This window comes from Paenibacillus sp. FSL P4-0127, from assembly GCF_038007325.1.
GTDB classification, from domain to species: domain Bacteria; phylum Bacillota; class Bacilli; order Paenibacillales; family Paenibacillaceae; genus Fontibacillus; species Fontibacillus macerans.
The window spans coordinates 802,961-820,607 of record NZ_JBBOWY010000001.1; the positions used below are offsets into that span (position 1 = coordinate 802,961).

The 17,647-nt window shown below is 49.8% G+C and carries 20 protein-coding genes; 18 read left to right on the plus strand and 2 right to left on the minus strand.

Annotated features, from left to right (window positions below):
- The first annotated feature begins 21 nt into the window (after positions 1-21).
- From NYE74_RS03485 to NYE74_RS03505, 5 genes are read left to right on the plus strand one after another with little or no spacing between them, the layout of a single operon-like run.
- Positions 22-405: a hypothetical protein gene (locus tag NYE74_RS03485; RefSeq protein WP_341004583.1), complete on the plus strand. Its 384-nt coding sequence runs from the start codon at positions 22-24 to the stop codon at positions 403-405.
- Positions 395-2,362 (plus strand): phage tail tape measure protein, encoded by a 1,968-nt coding sequence (locus tag NYE74_RS03490; RefSeq protein WP_316560423.1) that lies wholly within the window; start codon positions 395-397, stop codon positions 2,360-2,362. The genes NYE74_RS03485 and NYE74_RS03490 overlap by 11 nt, the downstream gene beginning before the upstream one ends.
- 21 nt (positions 2,363-2,383) lie before the next feature.
- Complete coding sequence (locus tag NYE74_RS03495; protein ID WP_316560422.1) at positions 2,384-2,857, plus strand: DUF2577 domain-containing protein; 474 nt, start codon at positions 2,384-2,386, stop codon at positions 2,855-2,857.
- 42 nt (positions 2,858-2,899) lie between these two features.
- Positions 2,900-3,505, plus strand: coding sequence for a hypothetical protein (locus NYE74_RS03500; protein ID WP_316560421.1), 606 nt, complete (start codon positions 2,900-2,902; stop codon positions 3,503-3,505).
- The gene (locus tag NYE74_RS03505) at positions 3,480-3,935 is read left to right on the plus strand and encodes a phBC6A51 family helix-turn-helix protein (protein WP_316560420.1); all 456 of its coding nucleotides are present in this window, start codon (positions 3,480-3,482) and stop codon (positions 3,933-3,935) included. The genes NYE74_RS03500 and NYE74_RS03505 overlap by 26 nt, the downstream gene beginning before the upstream one ends.
- A 1,610-nt stretch (positions 3,936-5,545) precedes the next feature.
- Here NYE74_RS03505 and NYE74_RS03510 read toward each other — a convergent pair.
- The gene (locus NYE74_RS03510; RefSeq protein ID WP_316560419.1) at positions 5,546-5,761 is read right to left on the minus strand and encodes a helix-turn-helix domain-containing protein; all 216 of its coding nucleotides are present in this window, start codon (positions 5,759-5,761) and stop codon (positions 5,546-5,548) included.
- Positions 5,762-6,258: 497 nt separating this feature from the next.
- On the opposite strand from NYE74_RS03510, the gene NYE74_RS03515 reads away from it, so the two are divergent.
- From NYE74_RS03515 to NYE74_RS03530, 4 genes are all read left to right on the plus strand, one after another.
- The gene (locus NYE74_RS03515; RefSeq protein ID WP_316560418.1) at positions 6,259-6,564 is read left to right on the plus strand and encodes a hypothetical protein; all 306 of its coding nucleotides are present in this window, start codon (positions 6,259-6,261) and stop codon (positions 6,562-6,564) included.
- A 38-nt stretch (positions 6,565-6,602) separates the two neighbouring features.
- A complete protein-coding gene (locus NYE74_RS03520; protein ID WP_316560417.1) occupies positions 6,603-6,953 on the plus strand; it encodes a hypothetical protein in 351 nt (116 codons plus the stop codon).
- A gap of 156 nt (positions 6,954-7,109) precedes the next feature.
- Complete coding sequence (locus tag NYE74_RS03525) at positions 7,110-7,292, plus strand: hypothetical protein (RefSeq protein WP_316560416.1); 183 nt, start codon at positions 7,110-7,112, stop codon at positions 7,290-7,292.
- 20 nt (positions 7,293-7,312) lie between these two features.
- The gene (locus NYE74_RS03530) at positions 7,313-7,636 is read left to right on the plus strand and encodes a type II toxin-antitoxin system PemK/MazF family toxin (protein WP_316560415.1); all 324 of its coding nucleotides are present in this window, start codon (positions 7,313-7,315) and stop codon (positions 7,634-7,636) included.
- 505 nt (positions 7,637-8,141) lie between these two features.
- Here the strand turns inward: NYE74_RS03530 and NYE74_RS03535 are convergent.
- Positions 8,142-8,339: a YjzC family protein gene (locus NYE74_RS03535; RefSeq protein ID WP_036618241.1), complete on the minus strand. Its 198-nt coding sequence runs from the start codon at positions 8,337-8,339 to the stop codon at positions 8,142-8,144.
- Positions 8,340-8,519: 180 nt separating this feature from the next.
- Here NYE74_RS03535 and NYE74_RS03540 point away from each other — a divergent pair, with 180 nt between their 5' ends.
- The 9 genes from NYE74_RS03540 (at position 8,520) to NYE74_RS03580 (ending at position 17,647) form a co-directional block, all read left to right on the plus strand.
- Entirely contained in the window at positions 8,520-9,083 is a 564-nt protein-coding gene (locus tag NYE74_RS03540) for a TetR/AcrR family transcriptional regulator (RefSeq protein WP_036618243.1), read from the plus strand.
- 15 nt (positions 9,084-9,098) lie between these two features.
- On the plus strand, positions 9,099-10,685 hold the full coding sequence (locus NYE74_RS03545; protein ID WP_036618245.1) for a GH3 family domain-containing protein: 1,587 nt from the start codon (positions 9,099-9,101) through the stop codon (positions 10,683-10,685).
- Positions 10,682-11,947 (plus strand): MFS transporter, encoded by a 1,266-nt coding sequence (locus NYE74_RS03550; RefSeq protein ID WP_213511054.1) that lies wholly within the window; start codon positions 10,682-10,684, stop codon positions 11,945-11,947. The genes NYE74_RS03545 and NYE74_RS03550 overlap by 4 nt, the downstream gene beginning before the upstream one ends.
- A 160-nt stretch (positions 11,948-12,107) precedes the next feature.
- Positions 12,108-12,392 (plus strand): 30S ribosomal protein S6, encoded by a 285-nt coding sequence (gene rpsF / locus NYE74_RS03555; protein ID WP_036618247.1) that lies wholly within the window; start codon positions 12,108-12,110, stop codon positions 12,390-12,392.
- Between the two features lie 43 nt (positions 12,393-12,435).
- Positions 12,436-12,933 carry a single-stranded DNA-binding protein gene (ssb, locus tag NYE74_RS03560; RefSeq protein ID WP_036618248.1) on the plus strand — a complete coding sequence of 166 codons (498 nt, stop codon included), beginning with the start codon at positions 12,436-12,438 and terminating at the stop codon, positions 12,931-12,933.
- Positions 12,934-12,954: 21 nt separating this feature from the next.
- Entirely contained in the window at positions 12,955-13,224 is a 270-nt protein-coding gene (gene rpsR / locus NYE74_RS03565) for a 30S ribosomal protein S18 (RefSeq protein WP_082207605.1), read from the plus strand.
- 364 nt (positions 13,225-13,588) lie between these two features.
- A complete protein-coding gene (locus NYE74_RS03570) occupies positions 13,589-14,356 on the plus strand; it encodes a carbohydrate-binding protein (protein ID WP_051985149.1) in 768 nt (255 codons plus the stop codon).
- 470 nt (positions 14,357-14,826) lie between these two features.
- Positions 14,827-16,560: a peptide-binding protein gene (locus tag NYE74_RS03575; RefSeq protein WP_213511052.1), complete on the plus strand. Its 1,734-nt coding sequence runs from the start codon at positions 14,827-14,829 to the stop codon at positions 16,558-16,560.
- A gap of 115 nt (positions 16,561-16,675) precedes the next feature.
- On the plus strand, positions 16,676-17,647 hold the full coding sequence (locus tag NYE74_RS03580) for an ABC transporter permease (protein ID WP_036618254.1): 972 nt from the start codon (positions 16,676-16,678) through the stop codon (positions 17,645-17,647).

Consider the following 17,647-nt stretch of genomic DNA (forward strand, 5'->3'; position numbering starts at 1 on the left):
TTCTTTCATTATAAGGGGGTCATGAATATCAAGATCACAGACGCAGAAATTACAGCAGCCGAGCGCGCCGTTCCGATCCTGCGGTTACTTGAGCAGACCGTAACGTACTGCCGACCTGGAAATTATCGTTTTAAGGCCGCTTTCCCGAAGGAATACGCAACCTGGACGGAGATTGCCACTACTTTGCGGCAGTCACCGGTTAAGGAAGTTAACGACTTCGGTCGGTCGATGGCGGACGTTGTGCGCTGCTTAAACGAGGTAGACGAGGCGGTTGCGGGCGGTAACGCGCGGCAGGCACGGCGCAAAATAGCGGCTCATATCCGGGCGTGGAAGGCGCTGACAAGCCGCTGGGAGGCGTTCGGGGCGCGGATGATCGCGGAGGAGTTGGCGAAAGATGGCAATTGATATTGTCGCGAACCTACGCCTTATAGACCAGGCGTCCCGGCCGCTTCGCCGCGCAATGAGCTCCTTCGCAAAGTTCGGCGTCGCTGCAACCGGAATGAGCGTTGCGGTTGGCGGCGTTGCCCTGGCGGCCGATTCCGTTAAGAAGGCGATGGACTTCGAGTCGCAAATGTCTTCGATTAAAGCGTTGACGGGTGCCACGGACAAGCAGATGCAGCAAATGCAAGCGCTCGCGTTGGAGCAAGGCGCGGCTACGAAATACTCTGCGATGGAAGCCGCGCAAGCTATCGAAGAACTCCTCAAAGCGGGTATGACGACGGCTCAAGTACAGGGCGGCGGCCTTAACGCGTCGCTTAACCTCGCAACGGCCGGCGGACTGGAACTCGCGGAAGCGGCTGAAACGATGGCAACGTCCATGAACGCGTTTAAGAAAGACGGGCTATCTGCGTCCCAAACTGCGGATATACTTGCGGGCACGGCGAATGCAGCCGCTACCGATATACGAAATATCGGTTACGCAATCGCCTCGGCGGGCGGTGTTGCAGACATGGCCGGCGTATCCTTCCGAGACTTAAACGCGGCTATTGGTCTGATGTCGAACGATGGCCTCAAAAGCGGGTCGGATGCGGGGACCAGCTTCAAGTCTTTCCTAATGTTTTTGCAACCACAGACCAAAAAAGCGACGGAGTTATTTAAGAAGCTCGGAATTGGCGTGGGAAAAGCGAATAAGTTTTTTGAAAACGGCAAAATCCGGAGTTTGGATGAGATCGCGGAAGTTCTGCGAGAAGCCACTAAGGGCATGACCGATCAAGATCGTACCGCGACATTTCTTGACGCCTTTGGGACAGATGCAGTAAAGGCGGCGACCACACTCTACAAGGCTGGCGCAAAGGGTGTTAAAAAGTTCTATAGCGAGATGAGCACGACAACCGCGTTAAAAGTCGCAGAGGAAAAAATGAACAATGCGGCCGGAGCGGTCGAACAATTCCAAGGCGCTATAGAGACGTTGCAAATCTCCGCGCTACTCCCTACGATGCCGATCCTTAAGGACTTCGCGAATGCTGCGGCTGAATTTGTTGGCAAGTACACTCCGCAAATCACGGCGGCCATGGAGCGCTTAGTTGGTAAGGTGAAAAATTATATAAGTACCCATTTCACCAACAATCCCGAGTTTCAGAAGCTTACGACATTGGAGAGTCAGGTGAGGTTTGTCCTCGACGATCTGACTCCCGTTATGGGCGACGCCTTAAAGCTTGGCGGCCAACTCGCGACAAATATAATCGCAGGCCTGGCGTCCGAAATGACTAAGGGAATCCTGAACAATCCCGTTCTAGCCACAACGCTAGGGGTCGCGGCATTGATCGCAAGCCCAACGCCAATCGGCTTAACGGTTGCGCTTTCCGTGACCGCGCCGGCCTGGTTTAAAGCGCTGGTCGAGGGAACTTCGCCGGTTATTCGCCAAAAAGAAGAGTTTAATCGTCAGTTCAGCGCGTGGGAAAAGGGGATTGAGGACGCAACTAAGCGCGAGGCCGAAGGGAAGCCTGCACCCGGCGCGGCGGAAGGGTGGTACTTTTCTGCTCCCGAGCCTAAAGGTTGGGGAGAAAAGGCTTGGGAAGGGTTTAAGGATGGACTAAGCGACTTTACCAGTTGGGTAAAACATCCGACCATTTCAAGCTTTAAGGATTACAGCAATAATACGGGCGTAAGCAGCAGCAAAGGAAGTTTCGGGAAGGGCCACTCCAGCGGACTCGATCGCGTGCCGTATAGTGGCTATAACGCACGTCTGCATAAAGACGAAATGGTTCTCACGCGTGGAGAAGCCGCAGAGTACCGCGAGCAGCAACGTGGCGGTGGGGGTAAGAGCGTCACTATCCAGGTCAACGGGCCAATCAACATCAGTAACGGTATGGACTATCAGACATTCGTCGGACGGCTCGCGCGAGACCTGGCGAACGCATAAAAGGAGGCGAACTAAAACGACATGGCGTTTGAATTAATCGAAGGAAGCGGGATAAGTCAGTTCCGCGATATCGTCAAGCAAATCGGCTACAACAAGGACGTGGACTGCGAACTTGGCACGGTAATAGCCGTGCCACCCGCTCTCCAAGTCCAGATCGACAACATGAAAATACCGCTTGATGCGGACGACTTGATCGTAGCGCAGCACTTAACGAGGTGGACGGAAAAGGTTGCGCTTAAGGGGTTGCCGACTACGCAGCTATTAATGAAGGAATACACGCGGACAACGAGGAAAACGGAATCTTCGCCGCCAGTTACGGACGAAACCTACGAGGATGAGTTCGATTTCAGCGCTGGTTCTATCGCAATTAACGAAATTGAAATCGAACATCTCGACGAACTCAAAGTCGGAGATCGCGTAATCGTTGCGTCGGCCAACGCCGGCCAGCGCTATTTCGTGCTCGATCGGGTCGGTAACGTAGGAGGTGCAGCATAATGGCGCTTAGTCCGCTTATTTTAATACGAAAGGAATTTGCGAATGAGAAATATGACCAACGATGAAATACGCCTCGACATCGCGGGATTAACGGAGCGCTTGCGTCAAATCCGGATCGAGAAAGGGCTCCCGCCGGACCCGCCAGAGCGAGAGGATTTCGTAGAGATACCGCTATCGCTCGCGTTGGTTGAGCGCCTGCAGCCGTTTCGGGCGATTGCGGTCAGATACGCGTCGATCCTTGCGGCCGGCCAAGTTGCGAGGATTGATATGGACAAACTCGCCGAATACGCGGAAATGGCGCGCGTACTGAATCGCTCGGTCGGTTTCTTCTGCAGTCTTCATGCGCTCGGGGCTAACGGAGTCCTTGCGGCTATGAAGCGCATAAACGCGCTGATTGACGCGGGAAGATCAGACGAAATTAATACGAATAAGGAAATGCGCGGAGTTCATTATTGTATCGAGTGGATGACGAAGGACGAGGGGCTCCGCCACGACCTTTTTGACCAACACGGCAAATACGATATGGACGCGCGGAAAGAAGCCGAGCACCTATTATCCAATCCGGACGCGCTGCGGGCTGCGGTTGATGCAGCGAAGAGGAAACTAGAGGAGGACGATATTGATGAGCAAACAACGGAAAGCGCTTGAAGCGCAATTAACGCCGCAACAACGGAAGGCTGCGGAGCTTTTGGTCGCGAACGAATGGGGCGAGTTGCTCGGCGATGACGGCAAGAAAAAGACCATGCAGGAACTAGCGGACGAAATCGGAATCGCGCGCAGTACGCTTTTTGAGTGGAAATCGCAGGAGCATTTTGCGGCATACGTGAACTATCTGGCCGAGCGCAACCTTGACGCTATGCGATCGGAGGTTTACGTTCAACTCATGCGCGCGATCCGTGGCGGAGCGAACGGGATTCCTTCCGTTAAAGCGCTCGACTTGTTCATGCGCCGTTACGGGCTGCTTACCGACCGAACCGTCGTCGAGGACATGCGCGATACGGTCGAGACGCGCCGTAAGACGGACGAGGAGATTCGCGCGGAGATCGAGGGATTAGACGCGATGATTAACGGTAAGTAACCGGGAGAGTCCGAAACGCTTGCGCCTGTGGTTGCGTGTAACCATGCGGATTACAGGCGTATTTGTTTCGGATTTATTCGGACTAGGCGCGGATTTCCTGCTGCGGGCTCCTGGCGCGTGCCCGCTCGCAAAATCGGGGGTCAGGCGGTGAATTTGCGCCAGCCTTGCGTGTATATTTATGCATAAGCGGTATATGAACGGCACGCAAGCGTACCAATACGCAGTGTATAAATTTCCAACTAATATGCCGAAAAACCGCGCCGTTATGCGGTTTCTACTGGAAATGTATATACAATGCATAAAGCGTATTTATACACGAATCCACAAACGCAGTAGTGGCGCGGGTTGGAGGCGTAGTATATTTGTCCAAAATCCGTGTTTTGTGCAAATGTATGTGTATAAAAATGCATAACGTAAAAATTACGATTATTTAACGATTTATTGCGTTAAAGCGACGACCCCCAAGGCACCCTCCGCTGGGCCGCCCGACAGGCCCCTGCACAATACGCGTAGCAAAATAAACCCGTATGGCAAAAATTGTAAGTACGAACTTGACTCCTATCGCGCTTCTATTATAATAGTAGATAATCGAAACAACGTAGAAGTATCGGAGTCAGTCCGGCATGTGTCCGCAAACTGAACGTTGATATTACGGGACATTTCCGAAATCAATGCGCAGATATGCGACTCGAAATCAACTAGGCGTCGCAAGGCGTGCGTGGGTTCGAATCCCACCCTCTCCGCCATTATACACAAACCGCACCATTATGATTTGTACATACCTGAATGATTCCAAGCCTTCTACGTTATAATTGCGTAGAAGGCTTTTATTATGGATAAATGAAATGGAGAGAAAACGTTAACTTAGATGTACTGCAAGAAGCTAAATCAGAATTATCTAGGCTCAACCCAATAATAAGCGCTTGACAGTCAAGCCGGTAACCGATCGTGGCAAGAAATATCGGAAGGGCGTTGAAAGCTTGAGAATTGGGAAGGCCGGTGGGTTGGTCGGCTGATCAACATCCACTGCCCGGACGCTTTGCATGATTATCCCGTTTGATCCGGAAGCAGAGAGGATGGTAAATTCAGGAGAAGAAAATAGGTTTGGGAGAAGCAGACATGCTCGAGATCGTTAGACAGGTTTGTGAGAAGGAGGTTTAGGAAGAAGTGAAGCAGACCTGACGAGAGGAGCGGGGCAAGACACCAGGAAAAATGAAAGGACCGTGATTAGCCCCCACCCTCTACCCCCTGAACTAAAGGGATAATCGTGCAAAGCAGCATACAGGATACCAAGACACGAACACTATAGACAGCCACCTCAGAGCCAAAGTCATAATTTTATTTTGTCAAGCACTGATCTCGGTTTTGAGCCAGTATCTAAGTTACTTCAAGGAATTTAGCAAAAATTTACCACACTATGTAGTTCGCCAGCACCCACGGAGCCTTTGCCGCAATCCTTCCGATAACACTCACTGTGCCCGAAATGCCTAAAATTTACCGTAAATTCCACGGAAAACGCACTATAAAAAGCCGCGAACTCAACAGTCGACGGCCGGTATGTACATTTTGCATATTAATAGGTTTGTTTTTTACTGACAAGTGAAAAAGGCCTACTCCTTTTCTAATACGATCAGTTCTGATATGTCGTCGACTTCGAGCGCGTCAGCGATCTTCGCTAAGTGCTCCTTATTGATTACTGTTCGCGAATCTCTGACTATTTCACTTATCGTGCTTGGACGGAGCTCCGCTTTTTCCGCAAGTTGTAATTGTGTCATTCCTCTCCGCTTGAGAATTTCTCCGACCCTTGAAACAACTGTTCGAGCCATAAAATCGCCTCCATAACGTTATTTTAAAATATCGAAATAGGTATTGACAATGCCGGGATAACGATATATTGTTATATATATGAATAACAAAATAACGTTATTACATTATAGGGGATTTTGCTATGAGCTCTATTATCTTTGTACTAGTTGGGCCTATGAGGTTCCGCGTCGGTAAAGTTATTAACAGGCGGCTATACGTCCGTACGCGGGGCGGTAACTGGATTGATTTACGGTTATTATTTCAAATTTAAGGAGGGCGTAACTATGCAAAAAATTAAAATTGACGAGTGTGACGCTTTTTTTGATAAGGGATGATCTGGTGGTATTGAGTGATCTTGAGGCCGAGTGTGCGGTTATTTCGCGGTTGTCGGAGATTGGCCGGGCCTGGAAGGCTGTGCATGGAAAACCCCATTAGCTTAAAAGGCGCTACATAAAATCCACACCACTGACAACGAGCTAGACATATTGATCATCGCGGCACTGGAGGAATGATTCGAGTGAACCTCGTAAAAATAACGGAGATTTGCGAAGACCCCGACGGTCTAGTCGAACCGAGCGTGCTTGTCCACGACGGGATTAGATTAAACGGGAATGTCGCGGTCTATGCGGATCAATCCGGGGCAGGTACATACCTCGTCGTTGAGAGAGTCAAAGAGGTAGACGGAGGGCTACAAACGGTCGGCGAATCCCGCAGCGTATTGTTTGACGCTAATCTGCCGCAAAAACTAAAGATCCAGGAAATCGCCGCTATGACCGCACTCGAATTATTGGAGGTGCTTGCACATGCGCAAAACGGTTGTTGATCAAGCGGCAATTCCTGGCCGAAAGGGGTGCGTTACATATGTCGCTGAACCTTGAACGCGTTTTGGTTGTCGACGGCCATTTCTGCGACGATCCGCTTGACTATGATCTTCACCGGGCGTGGCTAATCCGCGACGACTTGGCGTTATACTTTAGCGGTGACTATCTCGTTTTACGCATGGTCAAGCGTTATACACCCGTGAACCATCCGCGCCTCTACATCTCGCAAGAACTCAAGGATTCCGTCCGTGTTGCGAAGGGGGTCGAGCAGACCGAGGAGATTGTCGCGGAGGTGGCCGCCTGCCTGTTACGGATGTCTGCGCTCGACTTTCTGATTGATTGCGCCATGAATGATCCGAACGTCAGCGAAGAGTTCCGGGTTGTACGTTGATTCTGCGCCCCTGGATGCACCTTTTTAAGGTTAGCCATTGTAATTCTTTTATTGAATTAAGCTGGTAAAAGCTGTATTGTATTATTAATAGTACGAATAAGTAATCCTTCACTGGACATAACTTTTACCAAGATTAAATTCTTGGAGGTACTTGTCATGAGTGATAAAGGAGATGAAAGAGATATGATTAATGTTCAGGATCGTTTAACGGAAGTAAATAAAAAAGTCGATTCGATTATTGATGATATCTGGGTAAAAGCAGAACTTAATTACAAAAAACTTGAGGCCGAAAATAAAAACAAAAATAGAAAGTGTAAAGAAGGGGGAGAACGGGATTAACTCGAATTAATCCGTTCTTAATGAACCATAACCGTGGTGATGTTTATTTAGTGCTATATCCTTTTGAAGATGAGGAAAAGGAAAAGTTAAGACCTGCAATTATCTTTGATACTAGAGAACAGTTTTCTATCGTAATAAAAGTAACTTCTCATGGGGAACGCGGCGAAGGGGATATTCCCATTATTCATTGGGAAGAAGCAGGGCTCGACGAGCCCTCTGTGGCAAGATGTTCTCAGTATATACCGCTGCATCATGAGAAGATTGGAAAATTCTTAGGTGTTCTACATAACGAGGATTTAATTAATGTGCTGGAAAAAGTTTATAATGATATTTCGAAACGGTAATCTAAAGTTATAAAAATAAAGTAAGAAGAGCCTGTTCCTTCCGGGAACAGGCTCTTCTTACTTTAGGATTAATACCTGCCGAGAAGCACCAGATTCGTTTTCAGCGAGTCTGCATGAACCAGCCAGCCGTTGGAATCCAGTAAAAGTCATCAGCAAGGAACTGTGTCATTCCGATATCAAACAGGGTTGGCTTTTTTGTAAAAATAAGGCCCAAATTAAAGAAGGACCCTTGCGGGCCCTTCCTGGTTGACGGCGAACTGATTTTTGGAAATCTTTTCACACAAGCTAGAGAACCATTCGATACTGCCTTAGCATACGCGGATTGGAGAAGAGGGGTCTTACCCAACCCGCGCTCTTACGCTTCTACAAGCAGTGACAAGATACTCCTGATGGTTTGTTTCCTGCGGATTGATCCAACGGAACCACACCTCTCTTGCTCGCCGTCTGAGTATATTATGTGCGGGTGGCCGGTTTTTATACGGAGAAAAAAGTTGGAAATTCGCGATTAATGAACGCGTGCTTTTTCTTCCTTTTTCCACTTCCGGTTTTTGTTCGTGGTTTCCGGGAATTTGTCGCCCTTTTCAAGCGTTATCCGCTTGGGGTTTTCAATTTGCGTATGGAAGCTGCGCGCTTCGCCGACCTCAACGTATACGCCGGGGTTCGGAGCCCGTTGCCCTTCTTCAAATTCGGTTTGTTCACCCATTGCCGCTTGCCGCCTCCTTTAAGTTCCTTTGAGGAATTTTATAAAACGTTCTTAGGTTATGTGGCGGAATTCTAATTTAAACCCAAAGTCTGATTTACAAATTATAGAAAAAGTAGTACTATAAGCAAGGAAACTAGAAAATTAAATTGAGTTTCCGTGTGGGTAGAAATTAGTTGGAGAATGGAGGGAGGCAGGCTGCGGGAACGGATAATCGAAACAGCTTCTCAGCTTATTGGCCGGCATGGTCTGCGGAGGTTTACGCTTGACGATTTGGCCGCACAGCTTGGCATCAGCAAGAAAACCATATACAAGTACTTTTCGGGCAAGGACGATATTATTTCCGTTTTTTTCGATGAGGTGTTGGGGAGCGATCGAACCAGTACGCTTCAGGAAATGGATAAAGCCAAGGAATGGCGGGATCGGTTCCGGGCTGCCGTATTTTCCTACCATAAATATAAGTTGCCTTTGCCCGTTATCGAAGAAGCCCGCCAGGTCTATCCCCGGGAATGGGAAAAGGTCGAGGCCTACCGCCGCTTTAAAGTGCGGCTGCTTACCGATTTATTGAACGGGGCAGTGCGGCAAGGATTGCTGAGACCGACGATTCGTCCGGAAATTCTCATTTTTATGATCGAGAAGACGAGTTCCATCATCTATGAGCACCAGTTTCTCCATGATCATGGTCTGACCTTGAAACAAGCTTGGGAAGAAGTGTATCAGGTTCTGATGAAAGGAATTTGCGAATAAAGGGATGGTACAAAGATGATTACGAAACAGCGCTTGACGGGGCAATTGTATGAAGATTTCAACGCTTTTCGTGAGTCACTTGCCGACATTGAAATAACACAACAAAATTTACTGATGTCCATCATCCGTAAAAATGAATCGACTGAAGTAGGGCGGAGATACGGGTTTGCCCAAATGCGCGAGGCCGATCAGTATCGCCGGGCCGTACCGGTCAGAAGTTATAACGAATACGCCCCCGATTTGGAAGAGGCGCAGCGGAAGCCGGGGGTGTTAACCCGCGATCCAATCTTTTATTGGGCCAAAACCAGCGGTTCGTCCGGCACGGCCAAGCTGATACCGCATACCCGTGAAAGCCTTGATCAGTGGTCTCGCGCCGCCAAGCGGAATTTAATCGGGTATATGGAGTCCGGCGGCGGCTTATTATTGCCGCCCGACGGAAAGGTTTTATCGACGGCGGGGCCGCGGAAGGTCGGGGAAATCAACGGGGTACCGGTCGGCTATATTTCCGGCATCATGAGTTCCTACAACTCAAGGCTGAGGGATATTAATCCGGTCCCCGATTCGGTGATGGAGCTTGAAGATTACGACCGCAGAATGTTTGAAACGGCCAAATACGCGCTAAAGCACAATATTGTCGGCATTGGCGGGATTACCAGCTTCTCGCTGAACTTATTGAATTATATTAAATACCGGAGCGGCAGCTTATTTTCCCGCTTGCCCGAATACCGTGAGACGGTGCGGGCGGCGATGGGAGACGACGGCAGTATCGATTTGCTGAAGCTATGGCCCAACTTCCGGGTGATGTTGTCTACCGGTGTGCTTTACGATACGTTTATTCCGCAAATCCGGCAAGTGCTGGGCGACGGTGTATGGGTCAGCGACTTTTATTCCGGCACCGAAGGGGCGTATGGTTGCGTTTATTCCGAGCAGGACCCGGGGCTTACGCTGAACGCGGATTTGTATTACTTTGAATTTCGCGATCCGGAAAGCGGCAGCGTGTGTCCTTTGGCGGACGTGAGGCAGGATGTACCGTACGAAATGATCATTACGGGCTCTAATGGGCTGTACCGCTATACGACTGGTGATGTGGTAAGATTCGTGTCGGCTGATCCGCCGCAGATCAAAGTTGTCGGACGGACGGTGTCCATGGTCAACTTAACGGGGGAGAAGCTGAACGAAGCGGAGATTGCCCAGGCCGTTAATCAGGCTGCCGCCGGGCTCAAGCTGAAGGCGGGGCCTCATCTGTTTTTCGGCTGGATGGACCGGGATTGTTTTGTCCACCATTGTCTGGGGATTGAAATGAAAGAGGTTCTATCGCCGGAGACCATGAACGAATTCATGGACGCCTTTGCGGCGGCATTGAAAGAGATCCGCATCGCCTACCGCAATTATTCGCGAACGATCATTAAGCCGCCCCATTATGTACAATTCCGGCCGGGGACGTTCGCCGAGTTGGAGCGGCAAAGAAGCGAACAAACGGGAATCACGGGCCATATTAAAGTAAAAGCGGTAGTTACGCCGCAATTTTTCCGCGAGCATATCGATAAATCCTGGATCATCCATCAAAATATGCCGCAAGATTGGGAGCAGACGATGCAATGAACGGCACCGGCAAATACAAGACAGAAGGTTTCACAAGAGCAGGGCTTGGCTTTTTGCTAATCCTTAGTACCGCGGTCAGCATCCGGCAGGTTGCGATGACGATGGTGATGCCGTTTATATCGGTGTATTCCAAATCGCTGAGCGGATATACGCCGACGCTCGCCGGGGTGGCGCTGGGCGTGTTTGGTCTGGCGCAGGCCGTGTTTCAGATTCCGTTCGGATTATGGAGCGATAAAATCGGAAATAAAAAAGTCATATTGATCGGATTTGCCCAGGTCATCGTCGGGCTTGTCCTCGCTTATTACGCCACCAGCATCTACTGGCTGATTGCAGCCCGCGCCCTTCAGGGGAGCGGCGCGGTCATAGCCGTGGTATTTTCCTGGATATCCGCAGGATTGGACGAATGGCTGCGTCTGAGAGCGATGAGCATCGCGAGCGCCAGCATCGGCTTTGCCGCTGCGGCTTCGTTTGCCTTCGGGCCGATGGTGCACCGGATATTGACCGTCAACGAAATGTTTCTGGCGTGCGCCTTCATTATTACTGTAAGCTGGCTGCTCATTTTGTTCTTTTTAAAGGAGCCTGAGAGGGAGCCAGGGGGGGCGGCGGCAGGCCGGCCCGCGGGGGAAGACGTTCCGTCCGGTTTAAAACCGCTGATGAAGAGTTTGCTGAAAAATAAGGCCTACTTAAAATTAAACGCGGCTGCTTTCATCAACAATTATGTTATGGTGGCCGTGTTTTACATCGTTCCGATGGATCTGCAGACCATCACGGGAACGGACGGAATGTGGAAGGTGTTTATGCCTGCGGTGGCCGTAGCGATTATTGCTTTGAAATTTTCCGGCCGAATCGCGGCCAAAGGGTACCGCTTTATTTTGCTGCAAGCCGCTTTTTTGCTCTGCGCCGTCGGTATCGCCTTGTTCTACAAGCTGAGCTACGGGTTTATTTTGGCGGGCAGCGTATTGTTTATGGTTTGTTACATTTGCGTGTCCACGATCGCCCAAAGCTGCGTCAACGATATGGCCGGCGCCGGCTATCGGGGGACGACCAACGGAATATTCAACAGCATCCAGTATCTGGGGTCATTTATCGGCTCGCTCGTTACGGGGGCCGCTTGGGAAATCGGGTCCCGTCTCGCGCTGGCCATTACGCTGGCGGTCGCCGTCTTGGGGATTGCCGTGATGCAGGGGACTTACGGCACGAAGTCCAGTAAATTCAAAGATTTGACGGCTGCGGGGAAAACGGAAAACCAGGGCGGCCGTTAAACCGCCGCGATCTATATCCCGGGGCCGTTTGGGCTCTCTTTAGGCTTGCACTTGCAGTGGCCCGGGCAATTTGGTATATTAATATGGTGCGAGTTTACGCTCGCTCCTTGCTCCTAAGCGCAGCAATTTAGGGGCCATAGTCCAAGAGGAGGTGAATCAGATGCGCAAATATGAAGTGATGTACATTATTCGTCCTGACGTTGAACAAGAAGCTGTTCAAGCTACAGTCGAAAAATTCCAAGGTATCATCCAAAACGGCGGTGAAATTACCAAACACGACGTGTTGGGCAAACGCCGGCTTGCGTATGAGATTAACAAGGTTCGCGACGGAATTTACGTGCTCGTAAATTTCACGGCTGCCCCTGAAGTGGTTGCCGAGCTTGAGCGGATTTTGAAGATTTCCGACGAGGTTATCCGTTATCTCATCACGAAAGACGTAGCCTAATTGTTCAAGTTTGAGTAAACACTTCCCGAAGGAGGGGATTTGATTGTTGAACCGTGTCATTCTAATCGGACGTCTTACCCGGGATCCCGAGCTTCGCTATACGCCTTCCGGCGTGGCGGTGACTCAGTTTACGATTGCGGTGGACAGACCGTTCACCTCGCAGGGTGGAGAACGGGAAGCGGATTTCATTCCGGTGGTCACCTGGAGGCAGCTCGCTGAGACTTGCGCGAACTATTTGCGGAAAGGACGGCTTACCGCGGTGGAAGGACGTATTCAAGTACGGAATTACGAAAATAACGAAGGCCGGCGTGTGTACGTCACCGAAGTTATTGCCGACAATGTCCGTTTCTTGGAATCGAACCGCGAAGGCGGCTCAGGTGGCGGAGGCGGCATGCGGGAGGAGTCTCCATTCGGAGGCGGTGGCAGCGGCAACGGTGGCAACAACCGTGGCAGCGGCGGATTCTCGCGCAGCAATCAAGATGATCCTTTCTCCGATGACGGGAAACCGATCGACATTTCGGATGACGATTTGCCATTTTAATTACGGAAGGGACTGAAAAGCATGAGCTTCAAACAAAGAGAAGGCGGAGACGACAAGAGACCGGCTCGCCGCGGCGGCCGCAACAAACGTCGTAAAGTGTGCTACTTCACTGTGAATAAAATTACTCACATTGATTATAAAGACACCGAGTTGCTGAAGAAATTCATCAGCGAACGCGGCAAAATTTTGCCTCGTCGTGTAACGGGCACCAGCGCGAAATACCAACGCCTTTTGACGGTTGCCATCAAGCGCTCTCGTCAAATCGCATTGCTTCCTTACACTACGGAGTAATCGGCAAGCTGAAAACGGCAGCCGGAACCTACATGGTTCCGGCTGCTTTTTTTGTGAATATACATTTTCCGGCGGAGTAGAGGGCGATGCGCAGGGACTTTGGCTCATGAAAGAAGGGGAAGAGTTCTCGTAGTAGAACCGAAGAAAGAATAGGTATTTGTACAAAATATGTTACTTATTTACTATTTACATAAATTCCCACCAGAGTTATCCTTTGTACAGTAAATGATTGGCTTTCAGAAAGGAGCAAAATGGTTTCGAACAGTTGAAGGAGGGATGAAAGAACAATAAAGCCTACAAATATATGTTTTCCTTGTCGGTTCAGACTCAGGTGTGAAGATTTAAAATTAGAGGAGGTAAAATTGTGAAAGCAATAAAAAAAATATTTGCTGGATTGATGATGTTTACTCTGATTTTTGGTGTATCTTTTGCTGGATCGGCATTTGCGAGCGGTGATGAGGTCAAGCTTATTGACTCGGATGTCAGCGTTATATATAAACCTGGATATGTCGGATTCAGCGGCAATATTGAAGTGGTTAATCTGGGACCCGTGAAGAATGTGACTGTCCATTACACGACAGATAACACAAATTGGTATGATACGAGTGCGTATTATGTAGGTCCGACAGATGTAAACCATGAGAAATGGCGTTTTAGCATTTCCACAAATGGTTCCACAACAGAACATTCTGAGTTGAAGAATCTGAGATTCATAAAATTCTCAATCAAATACGAAGTGAATAACCAGAGCTATTGGGATAACAACGGGTCAGCGAATTATTACAATGAAGTGAATAGTACAGTTCCACTTAGATCCGTGATTTTGGGATCACCAAATGTGCTTAACGCCAATAGTACTCTGAGCAATGGTGAATTTAGCGGAAATATTTATGTGAAAAACCTGGATCCTACGAAAATCGTGAAGATACGGTACACAACGGATGATTGGGCAACGACTCAAGAGGGCTACGCCACTTATAATGGCTCCTTGAATAATTTCAATAGTGTTGAAAATTGGAACTACAGTTTCAATGTTCCGGGTGCTACCAATGTTAAATATGCGATTTCGTATACAACCGGTGGGCAAACGTATTGGGATAATAACTATGGTCATAATTACGAGGTATTCTAATTCATTCTAATATACAACAAAAGCAGGATCACAGGCGGATTATTGTTCCGCTCCGTGATCCTTTCTTTTCTCTATGCCCCAGAAGGGCGGGGGAAATTGGCCAGGTTTTCTAACATACTAACCCTGAGATTGAACGATATCAATCGATGCGATACGACAAAATGTGATTATTTTATAGACAAGCCTAGTCGTATCTTGTCATATTTATGTAATATGTGTCAAAAACAAGCTATCATTAATGTTAGTTATATGTAATAAAACATAACTTATTAAACGTTGTAAGCGTTTTACACAAACTTTTAATTTATATTTTTTGAAAAATATGATAATTCAGGAACCAACAGTTTGCTAAAAAAGATATTGACGTAAGATATTTTCACATGTATTATGATCAATAATTCAACTGTGATTTTTTCCCATAAGAGGATCGGTTTCAATTACATAATTCAAAAAGGAGGAGTCATTGCATCATGGGCAGAAGGAGCAAAATGTGGTCGGTTTTACTTATTTTATCGCTGGTCGGAATCTTGTTTACGGGCTGCAGCACGGACAACACGGCTTCCAAAACACCTGCGCCAGAAAACAAGACGCCAACCGAAAATTCGTCCGAGCCGGGAACGGATAAGGCGGCCAATGAACCGGTGGACGGCGGAACGCTTACGCTCAGTTCGTTTTCCGATATCGTCAATGTAAATCCGATTTTAATAAATGACACGTCTTCGGGGGATGTGGAGCAGTTTATTTTTGCCAAGTTGTATGATTTGGACCGGGAAGGAAATGTCGCCGCCGAACCGTGGTCATTGGCCGCGGAACTTCCGCAAATTTCCGAGGACAGCAAAACGTACACCGTGAAGCTGAAGGATACGGCGAAGTGGAGCGACGGACAGCCGGTGACCGCAGACGATATCATTTATACGTTCGACACGATTCGCAACCCGGATACCGGGGCTCCCGGAATAGGTTTATATGACAAAATCGACAAAATGAAAAAGGTCGATGACCATACCGTTAATATTACGCTGAAGCAGGTTTATGCTCCGTTCCAGTATTCACTGGTCCAAGAATTGGCTCCGGCCCATATCTTGAAGGACGTTCCGGTGAAGGAACTGCAGAAGAACGCCTTCGGCACCGATCCGGCCAAGACGGTCACGAGCGGACCGTGGAAGTGGACGGCGTGGAAACAGGGCGAAAGCCATACGCTGGATGCGGACCCTAACTATTGGGGGGCGGTGAAACCGCATATCTCCCAAGTCATTTACAAAATTTACGCCGATCAAAACACCGAAGTACAGGCGCTTCTGAAAGGCGATACGGACCATATCAGCGCGATACCTGTGACTCAGGTGGAAGCTGTAAAAGCGAACAAGGATATCGCGATCATCCAAAAGCCGGGGGCTCAGTACGAATACGTCAACTTTAATTTTGACCCGAAAAACTTCAAGGACAATTACGGATTGTTTGCAGGGCAAAAGACGAGACAGGCGATCGCTTATGCCCTTAACCGTCAAGGCATGGTCGACAATGTGCTGAAAGGCGTCGGCGCGCTGATGAATGCGCCGTTCCTGCCGGATACGTGGGCGGACCCGAAAGACGCGGCCGTAAATTATCCCTATGATCCGGAAAAGGCGAAACAGCTGCTGGCCGAAGACGGCTGGGTGGCCGGCAAGGACGGCATTCTCGAGAAGGACGGACACCGCTTCTCCTTTGAACTGCAGTACAACGCCGGAAACAGCCGCCGCGAGCAGATCGCTGCGATCGTTCAGCAAAATCTGAAGGATGTCGGGATCGAGGTGACCCCGAAAGCGATCGATTTCGCGGCATGGATCGACCAGAACGTAACGCCGGGCAAATACCAAGCGATCCTGCTCGGCTGGTCGCTGAATACGCCGGATCCCGATTCGGAAAACGTATTCTCCTCTAAATATTTCCCGCCGGCGGGCCAAAACAGCGGCTGGTACAAAAACGAGAAGCTGGATCAGCTATGGGTGGACGGATACTCGACGGTCGATCAGGCGGAACGGCAGGCGATTTATAAAGAAGTGGCCAAGGAGATCTCCACCGATTTGCCTTACGTGTTCCTGTATCAATACGGGCAGGCGATCGGAACGGGACCTCGGGTGCATTGGGCGGAAGAAGACCGTCCGGAACCGTCGCTTGGATACGGTCAATACTTCCATGTCATCAAATGGTGGGTAACCGACTAGAAAAGGCGTACGGGAAATAGAATCGCCGGAGGGGAAAGGGAGCACTCTCTTTCTCCTTCTCTTTCATGGAAAGGGTCCGGTGGTTCTATCGCCTGCTGCCTCGGGAGGGTAAACAATGACAGAATATCTGATCCGTCGTTTGCTGCAATCGGTGCTGGTCATATTTTTGATTACGGTCGTCACCTTTCTGCTCATCCACGCTGCTCCGGGCGGTCCCACCCAGATGATGCTGGCTCCGGGCTTATCGCCGGAAACGTTCGAACAGCAGAAGCGTAATCTTGGACTCGATCAGCCGATCCCCGTCCAGTACGTCCGCTGGGTGGGGGACCTGCTGCGGGGCGACCTCGGTTATACGTTTAAAAATCATCTTCCGGTGGGGGATCTGCTGTGGCCGCGGATCGCCAACACGCTGATTTTGATGGGGGCGGCCTGGCTGGTGACGCTGGTTATTGCGCTTCCCTGGGGGATTTACAACAGTACGAAGGAGTACGGCTTGTCCGACCAGACCGCGTCTTTTATCTCTTATTTGGGGTTTGCCATGCCGACGTTCTGGTTCGGCATTTTGCTGCAGCAGTGGCTTTCCCTGGGACTCGACTGGTTTCCGCTTTCGGACATGCACAGCCGCGGCAAGGAAGGCAGCATCGCCGATTTGTTTATGCATCTGGTGCTGCCGGTCTCGGTGCTGTCTTTGGGGTTCTTGGCTTCTTATATGAAATACGCGCGCGCGAGCATGCTTGAGGTGCTGGAGCAGGATTACATCCGCACCGCACGGGCCAAAGGCGTCAAGGAACGCAAGGTGGTGTTCCGGCATGCGCTGCGCAACGCGCTCATTCCGATCATCACGATCATCGGCCTTGATTTGCCGCTGCTGGTCGGGGGAGCCGCTTTGACGGAAAACGTGTTTAACTGGCCGGGCATGGGCCGATTATATGTTGAGATGGCCACGGCGCGTGAATATTCCGTACTGATGGCAATTACCATCGTTACCGCTGTCGTGGTAGTTATCGGCAGCCTCCTGGCGGACATTTTGTACGCGATCGTGGATCCGCGGGTCAAATTGGGGCAGAAGGGGGGAACGGCGGCGTGA

Excerpts from the sequence above, each read along its gene's own strand:
- NYE74_RS03530 (WP_316560415.1), top strand. The coding sequence starts at position 7,313 with ATGAACCATAACCGTGGTGATGTTTATTTAGTGCTATATCCTTTTGAA.
- NYE74_RS03500 (WP_316560421.1), top strand. The coding sequence starts at position 2,900 with ATGAGAAATATGACCAACGATGAAATACGCCTCGACATCGCGGGATTA.
- NYE74_RS03495 (WP_316560422.1), top strand. The coding sequence starts at position 2,384 with ATGGCGTTTGAATTAATCGAAGGAAGCGGGATAAGTCAGTTCCGCGAT.
- rpsF (WP_036618247.1), top strand. The coding sequence starts at position 12,108 with ATGCGCAAATATGAAGTGATGTACATTATTCGTCCTGACGTTGAACAA.
- NYE74_RS03485 (WP_341004583.1), top strand. The coding sequence starts at position 22 with ATGAATATCAAGATCACAGACGCAGAAATTACAGCAGCCGAGCGCGCC.
- NYE74_RS03505 (WP_316560420.1), top strand. The coding sequence starts at position 3,480 with ATGAGCAAACAACGGAAAGCGCTTGAAGCGCAATTAACGCCGCAACAA.
- NYE74_RS03490 (WP_316560423.1), top strand. The coding sequence starts at position 395 with ATGGCAATTGATATTGTCGCGAACCTACGCCTTATAGACCAGGCGTCC.
- NYE74_RS03545 (WP_036618245.1), top strand. The coding sequence starts at position 9,099 with ATGATTACGAAACAGCGCTTGACGGGGCAATTGTATGAAGATTTCAAC.
- NYE74_RS03525 (WP_316560416.1), top strand. The coding sequence starts at position 7,110 with ATGAGTGATAAAGGAGATGAAAGAGATATGATTAATGTTCAGGATCGT.
- NYE74_RS03575 (WP_213511052.1), top strand. The coding sequence starts at position 14,827 with ATGGGCAGAAGGAGCAAAATGTGGTCGGTTTTACTTATTTTATCGCTG.
- NYE74_RS03535 (WP_036618241.1), bottom strand. The coding sequence starts at position 8,339 with ATGGGTGAACAAACCGAATTTGAAGAAGGGCAACGGGCTCCGAACCCC.
- NYE74_RS03540 (WP_036618243.1), top strand. The coding sequence starts at position 8,520 with ATGGAGGGAGGCAGGCTGCGGGAACGGATAATCGAAACAGCTTCTCAG.
- rpsR (WP_082207605.1), top strand. The coding sequence starts at position 12,955 with ATGAGCTTCAAACAAAGAGAAGGCGGAGACGACAAGAGACCGGCTCGC.
- NYE74_RS03580 (WP_036618254.1), top strand. The coding sequence starts at position 16,676 with ATGACAGAATATCTGATCCGTCGTTTGCTGCAATCGGTGCTGGTCATA.
- NYE74_RS03520 (WP_316560417.1), top strand. The coding sequence starts at position 6,603 with ATGTCGCTGAACCTTGAACGCGTTTTGGTTGTCGACGGCCATTTCTGC.
- NYE74_RS03550 (WP_213511054.1), top strand. The coding sequence starts at position 10,682 with ATGAACGGCACCGGCAAATACAAGACAGAAGGTTTCACAAGAGCAGGG.
- NYE74_RS03510 (WP_316560419.1), bottom strand. The coding sequence starts at position 5,761 with ATGGCTCGAACAGTTGTTTCAAGGGTCGGAGAAATTCTCAAGCGGAGA.